Below are 13,524 nucleotides of genomic sequence, written 5' to 3'. Positions count from 1 at the left end.
TGCATCGAGAGGGGAAGGAAAAATGCGCGTTGCGCTCAGCCCGTCCGTTCCGGCCTTGCGGCGAAGCCTGCCGCCTCTTCCAGCACCCCGGCGACGCGGAACAGGGTTTCTTCCTCGAAGGCGTCGGCGATCAGGTGCAGGCCGAGCGGCAGGCCGTCGCCGTCCAGCCCGGCCGGCACGGAGATCGCCGGCAGGCCGGCCATGCTCGCCGGCACCGTGAACACGTCGTTGAGATACATGGCGATCGGGTCGTCCATCTTCTCGCCGAGCGGGAAGGCGGCGGTCGGCGTGGTCGGCGTCAGGATGGCGTCGACCGTTTCGAAGGCTTCGCGGAAATCGCGCGCGATCAGGCTGCGCACGCGCTGCGCCTTGATGTAGTAGGCGTCGTAATAGCCGGCGGAGAGGACGTAGGTGCCGATCAGGATGCGCCGGCGGACCTCCGCACCGAAGCCGGCGCCGCGGGTCGCCTCGTACATCTCCGTCAGGTCCGCCCCGCCGCCGATTGAGTCGCCGGCGGATTCGCCGGCCTCCCGCAGGCCGAAGCGCACGCCGTCGTAGCGCGCGAGATTGGACGAGGCCTCCGCCGGCGCGACGATATAATAGGCCGGCAGGGCGTATTTCGTGTGCGGCAGGCTGAGGTCGACGATCTCGGCGCCGGCCGCCTTCAGCCAGTCCTTGCCCCGTTCCCAGAGCGCGACGATGGCCTCCGGCGTGCCGTCCATCCTGTATTCCGCCGGAATGCCGATGCGCAGGCCGCTGATATCGCCGGTCAGCGCGGCCTCGTAGTCCGGCACGTCGCGCGGCACGGACGTCGAATCCTTCGGGTCGTGCCCGGCCATGGCGCGCAGCAGGATCGCCGCATCGCGCACCGTCCGGGTGATCGGCCCGGCCTGGTCGAGGGACGAGGCGAAGGCGACGATGCCCCAGCGCGAGCAGCGGCCGTAGGTCGGCTTCATGCCGACGATGCCGCAGAAGGCGGCCGGCTGGCGGATCGAGCCGCCGGTGTCGGTCCCGGTCGCGGCCGGCGCGGCACGCGCGGCCACGGCCGCCGCGGACCCGCCGGACGAGCCGCCCGGCGCCAGCGCCCGGTTCGACCGCGCCGCGTGCCAGGGATTCTCGACCCGGCCGTAGTGCGAGGTGATGTTGGACGAGCCCATGGCGAACTCGTCCATGTTGGTCTTGCCCAGCATGACCGCGCCTTCGGCCCACATTTTCGCGGTCACCGTCGATTCGTAGGGCGGCGCGAAGCCGCCGAGGATGCGCGAACCGGCGGTCGTCTGCACGCCCCGGGTGCAGAACAGGTCCTTCACCGCGATGGGCAGGCCCTCGAGCAGCCCGGCCTCGCCCTGCGCCCGGCGGGTATCGGACGCGCGCGCCATATCCAGCGCCCGCTCCGGCGTTTCGGTGACGAAGGCGTTGAGCGGCCGGGTCTGCTCCAGGGCGTCCAGATGCGCTAGGGTCAGCTCCTCCGCGGAGAAGTCGCCGGCCGCCAGTCCGGCCCGGCCTTCGGCCAGGGTAAGGTCCGTCAGGCCGGCCATCACTCGACGACCTTCGGCACCGCGAAGAAACCGGGCGCGCCGTCCGGCGCGTTGGACAGCACCGCATCCGGCGCGCCGCCGTCGGTCACGTCGTCGTCGCGCATCGGCAGCCGGACGGCGACCGCGCTGGTCATCGGCGGCACGGTCTCCGTGTCCACCTCGCCGAGCTGTTCGACCCAGGTTAGGATGTTGGACAGTTCCGCGGCCAGCGGCTCCAGTTCCGCCTCCGGGACGCGCACCCTTGCCAGATGCGCAATCCGGCGCACCGTATCGGTATCCAGAGCCATCGCGGCGCTCCGCTTGCCGTGCAGACCGGCCGAGCCCCGAAGCAGCCCGGCGTTGTGCCGGAATCGGGACCGGTTCCGGGCTTTCGATACACCGCTTCGCTGCCGGGCGGGGAGAAAAACGCAGGGCCGGTTTGTCCGGGTCCGGTCACCGACAGCCTGTCGATGTCGGTGCTTCGCGGCCCTGTCATCGAATATGGAAAAAATATAAAAACCGGGCAAGCTGTTACGCAATTTTTATTCAAAAGCCGATATGGTGCGTTTGGCAACGGAAACACGATGCGATGGCGCCGTATCCGGCCGGTTTGTGTCGCCGCACCGGCGGCCGAACTCCGGGAAGCGTAACCCGGCAGCGCGGGAAAGCGCCGCCTCAATCGGGCGTCATTGATCCCTTTGTCGTGTTTACGATCGTCTGCGCCGTCGTCTGCGCGGTGTTTTCGATTGCCGTTGCGTTTGCCGAGCAGGAGCGCCGAAGCCTCAACCGGCCCCTGCGCAGCCGGATGGACGATCGACCGGACCTGTCTCGGTGAATTGCGGCCGGATGCCGGTTTACTCCGCCGGCATCCGGTCGCGCCATCCCCAAGGTTGCGGATCAGGCGGCCGGCGCCCCTCCTGTGCGGCGGATCGCCGAAACTCATGGGCAGGCGGACCGCGATCGGGCATTGTCCGACGCCCGCAGGCCGGTATCTCCCAGGCTCTCCTTCAACGCCGCCTTCCCTGCCCCGGCGCCGCGGTTCCGCACGCCTGCCGGTCTTTGCGGAACCTCCAATTTTCAGAAAAAATGAAGTAAATATAACAATATTGATTATGATAATATCTATTTCATAATTTCGGGGCGCGAATGCCGACAGTGCGGCCGGCTCCGGCATCCGGCCCGGGCACGGCAGGGAGAAGCGGACGTTGAACGACACCATGGAACCCGAACGGGAGATCGAGGCGCTGCGCGAACGGATCTCCGCGCTCAGCTCGGCGGTCCTGCGCATCAACGCGAGCCTCGACGTCGCGACCGTGCTGCAGGAAGCGGTCGACAGCGCCCGCGCGCTCACCGGCGCGCGCTACGGCCTCATCGCCACCACCGACGAGGAGGGAGAGGTCCAGGATTTCGTCTCGTCCGGCTTCACGGACGCGGAGCACCGCGAATTCGTCGAATGGTCCGACGGCCCCAGGCTCTTCGCGCATCTGCGCGACCTTCCCGGACCGATACGGCTGGCGGATCTCCCCGCCTTCGTCCGCTCGCTGGGTTTCTCGCCCGACCTGATGCGGTCCAAGACCTTCCAGGGCACGCCCATGCGCCACCGCGGCAAGCAGGTCGGCAATTTCTTTCTCGCCGAGAAAGAGGCGGCGCCGGAGTTCACCGAAGAGGACGAAGAGGTGCTGGTGCTGTTCGCCGCGCAGGCGGCGACGGCGATCGCAAACGCGCGCGCCCATCGCGACGAGCGCCAGGCGCGGGCCGACCTCGAGGCGCTGGTCGAGACCTCGCCGGTCGGCGTCGTGGTGTTCGATGCCCGGAGCGGCCGGCCGGTATTGGTCAACCGCGAGGCGCGGCGCATCGTCGAGGGCGTGCGCACGGCGGGCCGCCCGGTCGAGGAACTGCTGGAAGTGATGTCATTCCGCCGCGCCGACGGCCGTGAGTTGTCCTTGAGCGAGCTCTCCATCGCGGACCTGCTGAGCATCGACGAGACGGTGCGCGCCGAAGAGATCGTGTTCATGGTCCCGGACGGGCGCAGCGTCAGGACGCTCCTCAATTCAACCCCGATTCACTCCGACGGCGGCGAAGTCGCCTCGGTGGTCGTGACCATTCAGGACCTGGCGCCGATCGAGGAGCTGGAGCGGCTTCGCGCGGAGTTTCTCGGCCTGGTGAGCCACGAGCTGCGCGCGCCGCTCACCGCCATCAAGGGTTCGGCCGCCACCCTGCTGGAATCTTCGGCGGAGCTCGATTCGGCCGAGCAGCACGAGTTCCACCGCATCATCCACGACCAGGCCGACCACATGCGCGCCCTGATCGGCGACCTGCTCGACGCCGGGCGCATCGAGGCGGGCACGCTCTCGGTCGCCCCGGAGCGTTCGGAGCTGGCCACGCTGGTGGACCGGGCGCGCACCACCTTCCTGTCCGGCGGCGGCCGGCATACCGTGCTCATCGACCTGCCGCGGAACCTGCCCCCGGTCATGGCCGACCGGCGGCGCATCGTGCAGGTCCTGAACAACCTTCTCTCCAACGCCGCGCAGCATTCCCCGGAGTCCGCCCCGATCCGGGTCTCGGCCGCGCGCGACGGCGTCCACGTCGCGGTCGCGGTCTCCGACGGAGGCCGGGGCATCGCGCCCGAGCGGCTGCCGCAGCTGTTCCGCAAGTATGCCGGCGCGGCGGCCGGCGGCGAGCGCGCAATCGCGGACACGGGTCTCGGGCTCGTCATCTGCCGGGGGCTCGTCGAGGCGCACGGGGGCCGCATCCGCGCCGAGAGCGGCGGAGCCGGCCAGGGCGCCCGGTTCACCTTTACCCTCCCGGTCGCCAGGAGCGCCGGTCCGGGCGAGGCCGCAGACCCTGCCGCCGACCCGCAGGCCCGGAGTCCGGACACCCGCGAGGCCTCCCGCATCCTGGTGGTGGACGACGACCCGCTGACGCTGCGCTTCGTGCGCGACGCCCTCACCGCAGCCGGCTACGTCACCCTAGTGACGGGCGACCATGCGGATCTTTCCCAGGTTATCCGGACCGAGAAGCCCCGCCTGGTCATGCTCGACCTCATGCTGCCCGGGACCGACGGAATCGAATTGATGGAAAGCGTCCCCGAACTCGGCGACCTTCCGGTCATCTTCATCTCCGGCTACGGCCGCGACGAAACCGTCGCCAGGGCCCTCGATGCGGGGGCGGTAGACTACATCGTCAAGCCCTTCTCGCCGACCGAACTCACGGCCAGGGTCGGGGCCGCACTTCGCCGGATCGCCCGGCCGGAGCCCTTCTCGCTCGGCACGCTCGCCATCCGGTACGAGGCGCGCCGGGTCACGGTGGCCGGGCGCCCGGTGACACTGACCGCGACGGAATACGAACTGCTGCGCATCCTCTCGCTCAACGCGGGACGGGTCGTGACCTACGATACCCTGCTGCGCAGGGTCTGGTCCGGGCGCGAATCGGGCGATCTCGATCTGGTGCGCAATTTCATCAAGAAACTCCGCGCGAAGCTTGGCGAGAAAGCGTCGAAACCGACCTGGATCTTCAACGAACGCGGCATCGGATATCGCATGCCTAGGCCGGGCGGCGAATGAAGATCATGCCGGGCTGACGGAACGAGCCCGGTCCCCGGAGCCCGCGCGGCAATCCGAACGGCAGGGGGCCCTGGCGCGCCGCCGCCCGCGCCGCCGCGCAAAGGGGCTTGACCGGCGGCGCCCGGCGGCGTCACGAAAGCGGCATGGTCACGAAACCGGACAGCCGCATCCCTGCTGACGCCAGCCCGATGTCGCTGGCGCTCGACGAGGCGCGGGCGGCGGCGCAACGTGGCGAGGTGCCGGTGGGCGCGGTGATCCTGCTGCGCGAGGAGCGCCGGATCGTCGCCCGGGCCGGCAACGAGACCGAGGCGCGGCGCGACCCGACCGCCCATGCTGAGATGCTGGCGATCCGGCGCGCCGCCGCCGCGCTCGGCCGGAGCCGCCTCACCGGCTGCGACCTCTATGTCACGCTGGAGCCCTGCGCCATGTGCGCCGGCGCGATCGCCCACGCGCGCATCGACCGGCTCTATTTCGGCGCGGCCGACCCGAAGGGCGGCGCGGTGCTGCATGGCGGCCGGCTGTTCGAGCAGCCGACCTGCCACCACAGGCCGGACGTCTACGACGGGCTGGGCGAACGCGAGGCCGCCGCGCTGCTCAGGCAATTCTTCGCCGAGCGGCGGTGAACGGGCGCGGCGGCGGCGGCTTTCATTCCGTCCGGCGCACCAGGGCGGAGAGCACCGTACGCCGCGGCACGCCGCCGACCAGCGCGCCTTGCCCGTCCAGCACCGCGACCGGCACCTCGCTTTTCATGGCGAGCGGCAGCATGTCCTCGATCACGGCGGCGCCGTCCACGGTCAGGACCGGCGCAAGCCTGGCATCGTCGGCGATCGGCCCGGTCAGATCCTTGCCGTCCCGGGCCATGTCCGCGGTGATCGCGCCGACCGGCCTGCCCGCGCCGTCGCAGACGTAGACGGTGTTGCGCTCGCTGGCCTCCAGCCGGGCAAGGGCGTCGGCGAAGCCGGCCTTGCCCAGCTCCACGGCCGGATACTCGTCGGCGATGCTGCCGACCGTGACGACCCGGCCGCGATTCACGTCCTTGACGAACCGGCTGACATAATCGTCGGCCGGCGCCATCAGGATTTCCTCCGGCGGGCCGACCTGGCGCAATTCGCCGTCGCGCAGGATGGCGATATGGTCGCCGATGCGCAGCGCCTCGTCGAGATCGTGGGTGATAAATACGATGGTGCGGTTGAGGCTGTTCTGGATCTGCATCAGCTGATCCTGCATGTCGTTGCGGATCAGCGGATCGAGCGCGCTGAACGCCTCGTCCATGAGCAGCACCTCGGCATCGGTCGCGAGCGCCCGGGCGAGGCCGACCCGCTGCTGCATGCCACCGGAGAGCTGGCTGGGATACTGGTTCTCGAAGCCCTGCAGGCCGACCATTTCGACCTGGGCCTGGGCCCGGTCGCGAATGCCGGAGTCGCCGCCGCGCGCCAATCCCAACTGTCCGGCGAGCCGCCCGACCGCGCCGCCGCCCGGATTTCCGGCCCGCTTTCCCTCGTCGCGGATCTTCAGCCCGCTCATGACATTCTCGAGCACCGTCTTGTGGGGGAGCAGGGCGAAACGCTGGAACACCATGCTCATCTTGAACCGCCGCAGGTGGCGCAGCGCCTCGGGGCCGAGCTGCAGCACATCCTCGCCGTCGACCAGGATGCGCCCGTCGGTCGGCTCGATCAGCCGGTTGATGTGGCGGATCAAGGTCGACTTGCCCGAGCCGGACAGGCCCATGACGACGAAGATTTCGCCTTCCCCGATATCGAGGCTGACATCGCGGATGCCGATGGTATGGCCAGTTTCCTCGAGCAGTTCCTGCTTGCCGGCGCCGCCCTTGACCCGGTCGAGCACGCTTGCGGGATCCGGCCCGAAAATCTTGTAGACGCTCTCGATCCCGATCTTGGTTTCCCGATCCGTCATCGGTTCAGTGCCCCAGATGCAGGTGCTGTTGCATGCGCTTGCCGTAGGCCTGGGCGATGCGGTCGAAGATGACGGCGAGGAACACGATGGCGAGTCCGGCAAGCAGACCGCGGCTGATCTCCAGGCGCTGAATGCCCTGAAGCACCTGGTAGCCGAGGCCGCCGGCACCGATCATCGAGGCGATCACGACCATGGAGAGCGCCATCATCGTCGTCTGGTTGATCCCGGCCATGATCGTCGGCAGGGCCAGCGGCACCTGAACGCCGAACAGCAGTTGCCGCCGGGTCGCGCCGAAGGCGGTGAAGGCTTCGACGACCTCGCGGTCGACATGGCGGATGCCGAGATTGGTCAGCCGGATGACCGGCGGCACGGCGAACACGATGGTCGCCAGCAGGGCGGGGATCTTGCCCGGCCCGAACAGCATCACGAAGGGGATCAGATAGACGAAAATCGGCATCGTCTGCATGATGTCGAGCACCGGCAGGGTGATGCGCTCGACCCGGTCGGAACGCGACATCAGGATGCCCATCGGGATGCCGACGATCACGGCCAGCAGGGTCGCCGTCAGCATCAGCGCGATGGTCTTCATGCCCGGCTCCCACAGGCCGAAAAAGCCCATCAGGAATGTCATGACGCCGAGCCCCAGGGCGACCCACTTGCTGCGGGTCGCCGCGAGGCCGAGCCCGGCGATCGCCAGAACGACGACATACCAGGGCATCCAGAGCAGGAAATCCTCGATCGCGCGCAGCAGATGGACGATCGGCAGGAATATCTCCTCCAGGGTCTCGCTCCAGTGCTCGACCACCCAGTTGAAGGAATCGTCGATGCCGATGCGGACTTTCCGCATGTTCAGCAGTTCGGGAAATTCCTGCGCCATGTCCTGTACCGCCTCCCCGCGGATTCTGCGGCCGCCCAAGCCGCGACGCCGGGGGCAAGCGCAGCGCGCCGGCGGCGGCCGGCGAAGCCGACCTTACAACCGGCGTGTCGAACCGGTAAGCCCCGGCCCCGAAAACGAACCGGCGGACGCCCGGATGGACGCCCGCCGGTCGATCGACGCGATAGCGCCTCGATTTACTTGAGGCTCGCCTTCACCTTGGCCGCAACATCGGCCGGCACCCACTTGGCCCAAACCGCCTGCTGCGTCTTCAGGAAATGGTCGGTTACCGCTTCCGGGTTTGCCTTGCGGTCGTCGCCCCAGGCGAGCACGCTGTTGATCACCGCATTCGGCACCTGCATCTTGCCCAGGAAGGCCGCGACGTTCGGCGCCTTCTCCTTGAGGCTGGTCACCACCGCAACGGCGACTTCGCCGGCCTTCCAGCCCGAAACCTGCGGGTTGGCGCAGTTCCGGTCGGTCAGGCACAGGAACCTCTTGGCGTCGTAGGCCGGCATGTTCAGGCGCACCAGCTTGTAGCGCCCGATCACGGCTGTCGGGCCCCAATAGTAGGCCAGGATCGGCTTCTTGCGCGTGACGCTGCGCGCGATCGACGCCTTCAGGTTGGCGCCCGAGCCGGGCGAGAACAGCTGGTAGTTGGCCTTCGCCAGCCCCAGCGCCTTGAACAGGTTGCCGTTGATGATCTCGCACGCCCAGCCCGGCGGGCAGGCATAGAGCCGGCTCTTGCCGTCGCTCTGGGCCTCGACGAAAAGCTTGGCGTATTTCGGATCCTTGAGATCGCCGATGGACTTGAGGCCCGGGTTGGCCTTGGCGACATAGTCCGGAATCCACCAGCCTTCCTTGCCGCCTTCGCTGAACACGTCGCCCGCCTTGTAGACGTTGCCCTTCTTCTTGATCTTCTCCCAGATCGACGAGGCGGTGCTGATCCACAGTTCCGGCGCGATATGGGGTTTGTTCTTGGTCAGCATGCTGGTCGCCGTCGGCACCGTATCGCCGGGCACCAGCTTGGCGTTGCAGCCGTAGCCCGCGGTCAGGATGCGGTGGGCCGTCTGCGCCAGTACGATTCCCGACATCCAGGTCATGCTGGCGATCGTGATCTCGTCCTTGGTGCCGCAGCCGGTCGCCGCCTGGGCGGTTCCCGGCGCCGCGGCAATGGCCGCGACGGCCGCTGCCGCGAGGGTCAGTCTTGGAATTCGCATTTTCATTTTCTCCCTGGGTTTGTCTCGATTCGGCAGATCGCCGATGGCACCGCGGCGATAATGGCGGGGCCATCCGGATACGCGACCTGCTTCGCCCGAACCATCGAATTAAAGAGAGTCGGGCGGCATAACGGTCACGCATCCGCCGGCCGGTTTCACCGCCGTCGGCGACGCCTCGGGTTCGCCCGGGGGGAAACGCCCCTGCGCGCCGCATTCCCGCCGGAACCTCTCAACCGCGAACGCCGCAACCGGCGACAGATTTCCGGTTCGTTCTCTGTGACTTCCGGCCCGGCGTCACGGTCCCGTCGCGCAGAATGGAAGGGTGCGTTGCTTCAAGCAATTCGATATAATTGATTTTAATTTGAAATTTTCTGAAGCTGCACCCGGAAACATCCGCGGGCAGGAGCGGCGGCGCGCTTGTGACCGGGATTCAATCGAATCGAAATTCATGCCATTTTCTTCAAATTTTCTGAAGCGCGACGGCCATGATCAAACTGGAGACCCTGCGGACCTTCGTCACCGTGGCCGAAGCCGGCAACATCAGGGATGCGGCCGAACGGCTGTGCCGGACCGCTTCGGCGGTTTCGATGACGCTCAAGCAACTGGAGCACGAAGTCGGGGGCGCGCTGTTCGAGACCGACCGAAAGAGCAGCCTGACGCCTCTCGGCGCGTTCATGCTCGAGACGGGACGCCTCCAGATCCAGAATTACGACCGGATGATCGACGGCATCCACGCCTATGCCAGGAACCGGATCGGCCGCCTCACTCTGGCGTCCGTCCCCTCGGTCGCCGCCAATCTCGTCCCCTCGCTGCTGCCCCGCTTCGTGCTCGACCGGCCCGGCGTTGAAATAGAACTTCTGGACACCGACAGCCGGAACGTCCTCAGGTCCGTCGAATCCGGACAGGCGGACCTCGGTATTGCGGGCCGGCCGCTTTCCCGAACGACGGCGGCCTTCGAACCGCTGTTCCGGGATCGCTTCAAGGTCATCTGCAACGCCGGCTGCAACCTGGCGGCCGCCGGAAAACTCGTGAACTGGGCCGACATCGAGAGCCAGGGCCTGATTCTGAACGGCGCATCCGACACGATCGACGCGCCGGGTTACAAGGCCCTGTCGGAAAAGGCGTCGATGTATGTCCGGAACGTGACGTCGCTGCTCGCGCTCGCGAAATCGGGATTCGGGGTCACCCTGCTGCCGGCGCTGGCGGCGGTCGATCTGCCCGAGGACGTCGTCGCCCTCGATCTGGCCGAAGAGAATATGTGGCGCGTGGTGGGCCTGCTGAGCCGGAGCGATACCGTGCCGAGCCCGGTGGCGCTCGCCTTCCGCGCCTTCATCCTCGACGAGGTGCCGAAGCTGGTCCGCACCCTCGGACTGGAGATCGTGAACCCGTAACCGCCGTCGGGCCGGCAGGGCAGATAATCAGCGTCGCGCAACGCGCCGGCGCCGGCCGGATCGACCTGTCCGCCCAACGGGACCAAATCCACGAAAATCGCTCGAAGACGGGTACGCCCTAAATCGCCTCCAGTCCCTTGCGGCCGAGCAGGCGGCGCAGCTTGTCGAGGGCGGAGATTTCGAGCTGGCGGACCCGTTCGCGCGAGATGCCGAGATCGGCGGCGATGGCGCCGCGGGTCCTGCGCGTGTCGGCCATGAAGCGCCCGGCGATGATGGCGCGCTCCCGGCCGCTCAGCGACTTGAGCGCCTTGGCGACCAGGCCGCGGCGGAACCGGTCCGCGCTCGCGCCGGCCGCCGCGTCTTCCGGGCTTTCCCGCTCGTCGGCCAGGCGGTCGCCCCACTCGGCCGGATCGTCGGCGCGGACGCGCTGGTTGAGCGACCGGTCCTTCTCCGCCGCGCGCCGGGCCAGCGCCATCGCCTCCTTAAGCGGCACGCCGAATTTCCGCGCGACCGGGCGCAGCCTTTCTTCGGTCATGGGGTTCCCGGTCACGGAGTCGGGGCCGCCCCGGATTTCCGCCATCTTGCGGCGCAGGTGGAAGAACATGGCCTTCTGCGCCGCCGTCGTGCCGATGCGCACCAGGGACCAGGAGCGCACGACATGATCCTGGATCGCCGCGCGCACCCACCAGCGCGCATAGGTCGAGAGCCGGGCGCCGGCCGACGGATCGAATTTCCTGATGGCGTGCAGCAGGCCGATCGAGCCTTCCTGCACCAGATCGTTCATCGGCACGCCGTAGCGCCGGTATTTCCGCGCGATGCTGACGATGAAGGCCAGATGCGCGCGCAGCAGCCGGTCCGACGCCTCGCGGTCGCCGGCCTGGCTGCGCCGGGCGAGGTCGCGCTCCTCCTCGACCGACACGGAGAGCAGCGGTCCGCGCTTGCGAAACAGGTATCCGGGTCCGGGCCGGTGCATGGCGTCAAACCGGATTGTCCGCCTTCGAACGATCGGGCGGCGCGCGTTTGCGATGCGCCGGGCGGCGCGTTGGGCGCCGCCCGACCCGGCGAAAATCGCACACTCGGCCGAGAATTGGAACCGGTGCGACCGGATTTCGTGCTACAATAGGAGAACATCCTCCGGCAGTTTCCCCTCAACAGCTTCAGGGAGCGACCGATGGCCCAGGAGAAGATTGCCGACAGCGACATCTACGCCGCCGCCATGCGGGCGGGCGCCGGCATCGGCTGGCGCCGGACCAGGCTTGCCGACATCGCCGAAGAGGCCGGCCTGTCGCTGGCCGACCTGCACGCCCGCTACACCTCGAAGGAAGCGCTGCTCGACGGCTTCGTCCGCCATATCGACCGGATCGTGCTGACAGGGGCGCAACAGTCCGACGACGAAGACTCGTCGTACCGCGACCGGCTGTTCGATATCCTCATGCAGCGCTTCGATGCGCTCAATCCCTACAAGGACGGCCTCCGCGCCGTGGTGCGCGACGCCGGCAGCGGCGGCGTTGCCGAAATCCTGTGCGGCGGCTGCCGGCTGCTGCGCTCCATGCGCTGGATGCTGGAGGCGGCGGGCATCGGCACGGCGGGCTGGCTCGGCGGCCTGCGGGTCAAGGGCCTTGCGGTCGTCTTTGCCGCAACTCTCAACGTCTGGCTGCGCGACGACAGCGAGGACATGGCGAAGACCATGGCGGCGCTCGACCGCAACCTGAAGCGGGCCGAGCAGTTCGCCACCATGCGTTCGCCCTTCGGCCGGCGGCGGGGCGCGGACGATGCCCTTGATCCCGACGCCGAACCGGCGCCGGCGGCCTGAGGCGGCTCCAAATCGAATCCCCTTCCGCCAAGGATTACCCTACGAAATTCCGCGCCCATGCGAGGCGCTATACCTCCCCCTCTTCAGAGGGGGAGGCTCGGAAAAGAATCGGGGTGGGGGTGGCGCGTCGCCAGACGCGCGCCGCCGCAAGGCGGCTCATTTCGGACAGACACGGCACCCCCATCGACCTCGCTGCGCTCGGCCACTTCCCCCTCTGAAGAAGGGGAATGATATCCTTTGCAGCGAGGGGCCAATTCGCAAGGGACTCCGCCCGCCGGGCTGCTATAACGCGCCCGATGAGCGCGGTTGCAGACACCATTTCCTGGGCGGACTTCGAGAAGGTCGATATCCGGGTCGGCACGGTATTGACCGCCGAGCCGTTCGAGAAGGCCCGCAAGCCGGCCTATATCCTGACGGTCGATTTCGGCGCGGCCATCGGCACGCGCAAATCCTCGGCGCAGATCACCGCGCACTATGCCCCGGAGGCTCTGGTCGGCCGCAAGGTCGCGGCGGTGCTCAATTTCCCGCCCAAGCAGATCGCCAACATCATGTCGGAGATCCTAGTGCTCGGCTTCCCGGACGCGGACGGCGAGGTCGTGCTGATCGGCGTCGACCGCGATGTACCCGACGGCGGCCGGCTGTACTGAGCGGGACCGGGAGGGCGCCGGGCTACCGGGCGATTTCGGCGAGGTCCGGGACGGCGGCGTCGTCCAGAGCCGGCACCTCGTAGGCGTTGAGGGTGATCGAGACCAGGGCGTAGTAGCCGAGCAGGCCGGCCAGTTCGGCGACGCCCTGCGGCCCGAGCAGCGCCTTCAGCGCGGCGAAGGTTCCGTCGGAGAAGCGGCGCGTCTCGTACATTTCCCGGCAGGCCCGCCAGATCAGGTCGTCGTCCGGATCGGCGAAATCCGGCGCCTCGCCCCGGCCGATCGCCTCGACCGCCGGGCGCGGCAGGCCGGCCTCCAGCGCCAGCTTCGCATGCACGCTCCATTCGAAGCCGGCGTCCCACCGGCGGGCGGTGAACAGGATCGCCAGTTCCTTGAGCCGCTGTGGGATAACGGTGCGGAAGCGCAGGAAGGCGCCGAGCCGCTGCGCCGGATCGGCCATCCCCGGGCTGAGCAACCAGGGCACGAACGGCCCGCGCAACGAGCCGCGCGGCCCGCCGGCGATGGCGTCGGCCACCGCCTGCTGGTCCGTGCTCAGATTGGCGAGATCGATCTCGTCGTAACGGGACATCG

13 protein-coding genes are annotated in these 13,524 nt (G+C 68.2%); 6 read left to right on the top strand and 7 right to left on the bottom strand.

The features are described from left to right. Positions 1-35: 35 nt before the first annotated feature. Positions 36-1,538 (bottom strand): Asp-tRNA(Asn)/Glu-tRNA(Gln) amidotransferase subunit GatA, encoded by a 1,503-nt coding sequence (gatA, locus tag OXM58_00650; GenBank protein MDE0146856.1) that lies wholly within the window; start codon positions 1,536-1,538, stop codon positions 36-38. Next, the gene (gatC, locus tag OXM58_00645; protein MDE0146855.1) at positions 1,538-1,825 is read right to left on the bottom strand and encodes an Asp-tRNA(Asn)/Glu-tRNA(Gln) amidotransferase subunit GatC; all 288 of its coding nucleotides are present in this window, start codon (positions 1,823-1,825) and stop codon (positions 1,538-1,540) included. The genes gatA and gatC overlap by 1 nt, the downstream gene beginning before the upstream one ends. Positions 1,826-2,106: 281 nt before the next feature. Here gatC and OXM58_00640 point away from each other — a divergent pair, with 281 nt between their 5' ends. From OXM58_00640 to OXM58_00630, 3 genes are all read left to right on the top strand, one after another. Further along, positions 2,107-2,352: a hypothetical protein gene (locus OXM58_00640; protein ID MDE0146854.1), complete on the top strand. Its 246-nt coding sequence runs from the start codon at positions 2,107-2,109 to the stop codon at positions 2,350-2,352. Between the two features lie 370 nt (positions 2,353-2,722). After that, entirely contained in the window at positions 2,723-5,080 is a 2,358-nt protein-coding gene (locus tag OXM58_00635; GenBank protein MDE0146853.1) for a response regulator, read from the top strand. Positions 5,081-5,223: 143 nt separating this feature from the next. Further along, positions 5,224-5,703, top strand: coding sequence for a nucleoside deaminase (locus tag OXM58_00630; protein ID MDE0146852.1), 480 nt, complete (start codon positions 5,224-5,226; stop codon positions 5,701-5,703). A gap of 22 nt (positions 5,704-5,725) precedes the next feature. Here the strand turns inward: OXM58_00630 and OXM58_00625 are convergent, their stop codons facing one another. From OXM58_00625 to OXM58_00615, 3 genes are all read right to left on the bottom strand, one after another. Then, entirely contained in the window at positions 5,726-6,994 is a 1,269-nt protein-coding gene (locus OXM58_00625) for a glycine betaine/L-proline ABC transporter ATP-binding protein (GenBank protein ID MDE0146851.1), read from the bottom strand. 4 nt (positions 6,995-6,998) lie between these two features. Continuing rightward, entirely contained in the window at positions 6,999-7,871 is an 873-nt protein-coding gene (locus OXM58_00620) for a proline/glycine betaine ABC transporter permease (GenBank protein MDE0146850.1), read from the bottom strand. Between the two features lie 194 nt (positions 7,872-8,065). Then, the gene (locus OXM58_00615; GenBank protein MDE0146849.1) at positions 8,066-9,085 is read right to left on the bottom strand and encodes an ABC transporter substrate-binding protein; all 1,020 of its coding nucleotides are present in this window, start codon (positions 9,083-9,085) and stop codon (positions 8,066-8,068) included. Positions 9,086-9,570: 485 nt separating this feature from the next. Between OXM58_00615 and OXM58_00610 the strand changes: the two genes are divergently transcribed. After that, entirely contained in the window at positions 9,571-10,476 is a 906-nt protein-coding gene (locus OXM58_00610; GenBank protein MDE0146848.1) for a LysR substrate-binding domain-containing protein, read from the top strand. Positions 10,477-10,594: 118 nt separating this feature from the next. Here the strand turns inward: OXM58_00610 and OXM58_00605 are convergent, their stop codons facing one another. Continuing rightward, on the bottom strand, positions 10,595-11,449 hold the full coding sequence (locus OXM58_00605; GenBank protein ID MDE0146847.1) for a sigma-70 family RNA polymerase sigma factor: 855 nt from the start codon (positions 11,447-11,449) through the stop codon (positions 10,595-10,597). Positions 11,450-11,647: 198 nt separating this feature from the next. On the opposite strand from OXM58_00605, the gene OXM58_00600 reads away from it, so the two are divergent. Both OXM58_00600 and OXM58_00595 read left to right on the top strand, forming a co-directional pair. Continuing rightward, positions 11,648-12,289 (top strand): helix-turn-helix domain containing protein, encoded by a 642-nt coding sequence (locus OXM58_00600; protein MDE0146846.1) that lies wholly within the window; start codon positions 11,648-11,650, stop codon positions 12,287-12,289. Between the two features lie 296 nt (positions 12,290-12,585). Next, a complete protein-coding gene (locus OXM58_00595; GenBank protein ID MDE0146845.1) occupies positions 12,586-12,936 on the top strand; it encodes a tRNA-binding protein in 351 nt (116 codons plus the stop codon). Between the two features lie 22 nt (positions 12,937-12,958). On the opposite strand, the gene OXM58_00590 is transcribed toward OXM58_00595, so the two are convergent. Next, the gene (locus OXM58_00590; GenBank protein ID MDE0146844.1) at positions 12,959-13,522 is read right to left on the bottom strand and encodes a carboxymuconolactone decarboxylase family protein; all 564 of its coding nucleotides are present in this window, start codon (positions 13,520-13,522) and stop codon (positions 12,959-12,961) included. Positions 13,523-13,524 lie beyond the last annotated feature (2 nt).

This window comes from Rhodospirillaceae bacterium (assembly GCA_028819475.1).
In the GTDB taxonomy this organism is placed as follows: Bacteria; Pseudomonadota; Alphaproteobacteria; order Bin65; family Bin65; genus Bin65.
The sequence above is the reverse complement of the archived record's forward strand: the minus strand, read 5'-3'. Positions and strand labels throughout refer to the sequence as shown.

Coding starts and splice junctions, on each gene's coding strand:
- OXM58_00620 (MDE0146850.1), bottom strand. CDS start 7,871: ATGGCGCAGGAATTTCCCGAACTGCTGAACATGCGGAAAGTCCGCATC.
- OXM58_00590 (MDE0146844.1), bottom strand. CDS start 13,522: ATGTCCCGTTACGACGAGATCGATCTCGCCAATCTGAGCACGGACCAG.
- OXM58_00625 (MDE0146851.1), bottom strand. CDS start 6,994: ATGACGGATCGGGAAACCAAGATCGGGATCGAGAGCGTCTACAAGATT.
- OXM58_00640 (MDE0146854.1), top strand. CDS start 2,107: ATGGCGCCGTATCCGGCCGGTTTGTGTCGCCGCACCGGCGGCCGAACT.
- OXM58_00600 (MDE0146846.1), top strand. CDS start 11,648: ATGGCCCAGGAGAAGATTGCCGACAGCGACATCTACGCCGCCGCCATG.
- OXM58_00615 (MDE0146849.1), bottom strand. CDS start 9,085: ATGCGAATTCCAAGACTGACCCTCGCGGCAGCGGCCGTCGCGGCCATT.
- OXM58_00630 (MDE0146852.1), top strand. CDS start 5,224: ATGGTCACGAAACCGGACAGCCGCATCCCTGCTGACGCCAGCCCGATG.
- OXM58_00610 (MDE0146848.1), top strand. CDS start 9,571: ATGATCAAACTGGAGACCCTGCGGACCTTCGTCACCGTGGCCGAAGCC.
- gatC (MDE0146855.1), bottom strand. CDS start 1,825: ATGGCTCTGGATACCGATACGGTGCGCCGGATTGCGCATCTGGCAAGG.
- OXM58_00605 (MDE0146847.1), bottom strand. CDS start 11,449: ATGCACCGGCCCGGACCCGGATACCTGTTTCGCAAGCGCGGACCGCTG.
- gatA (MDE0146856.1), bottom strand. CDS start 1,538: ATGGCCGGCCTGACGGACCTTACCCTGGCCGAAGGCCGGGCCGGACTG.
- OXM58_00595 (MDE0146845.1), top strand. CDS start 12,586: ATGAGCGCGGTTGCAGACACCATTTCCTGGGCGGACTTCGAGAAGGTC.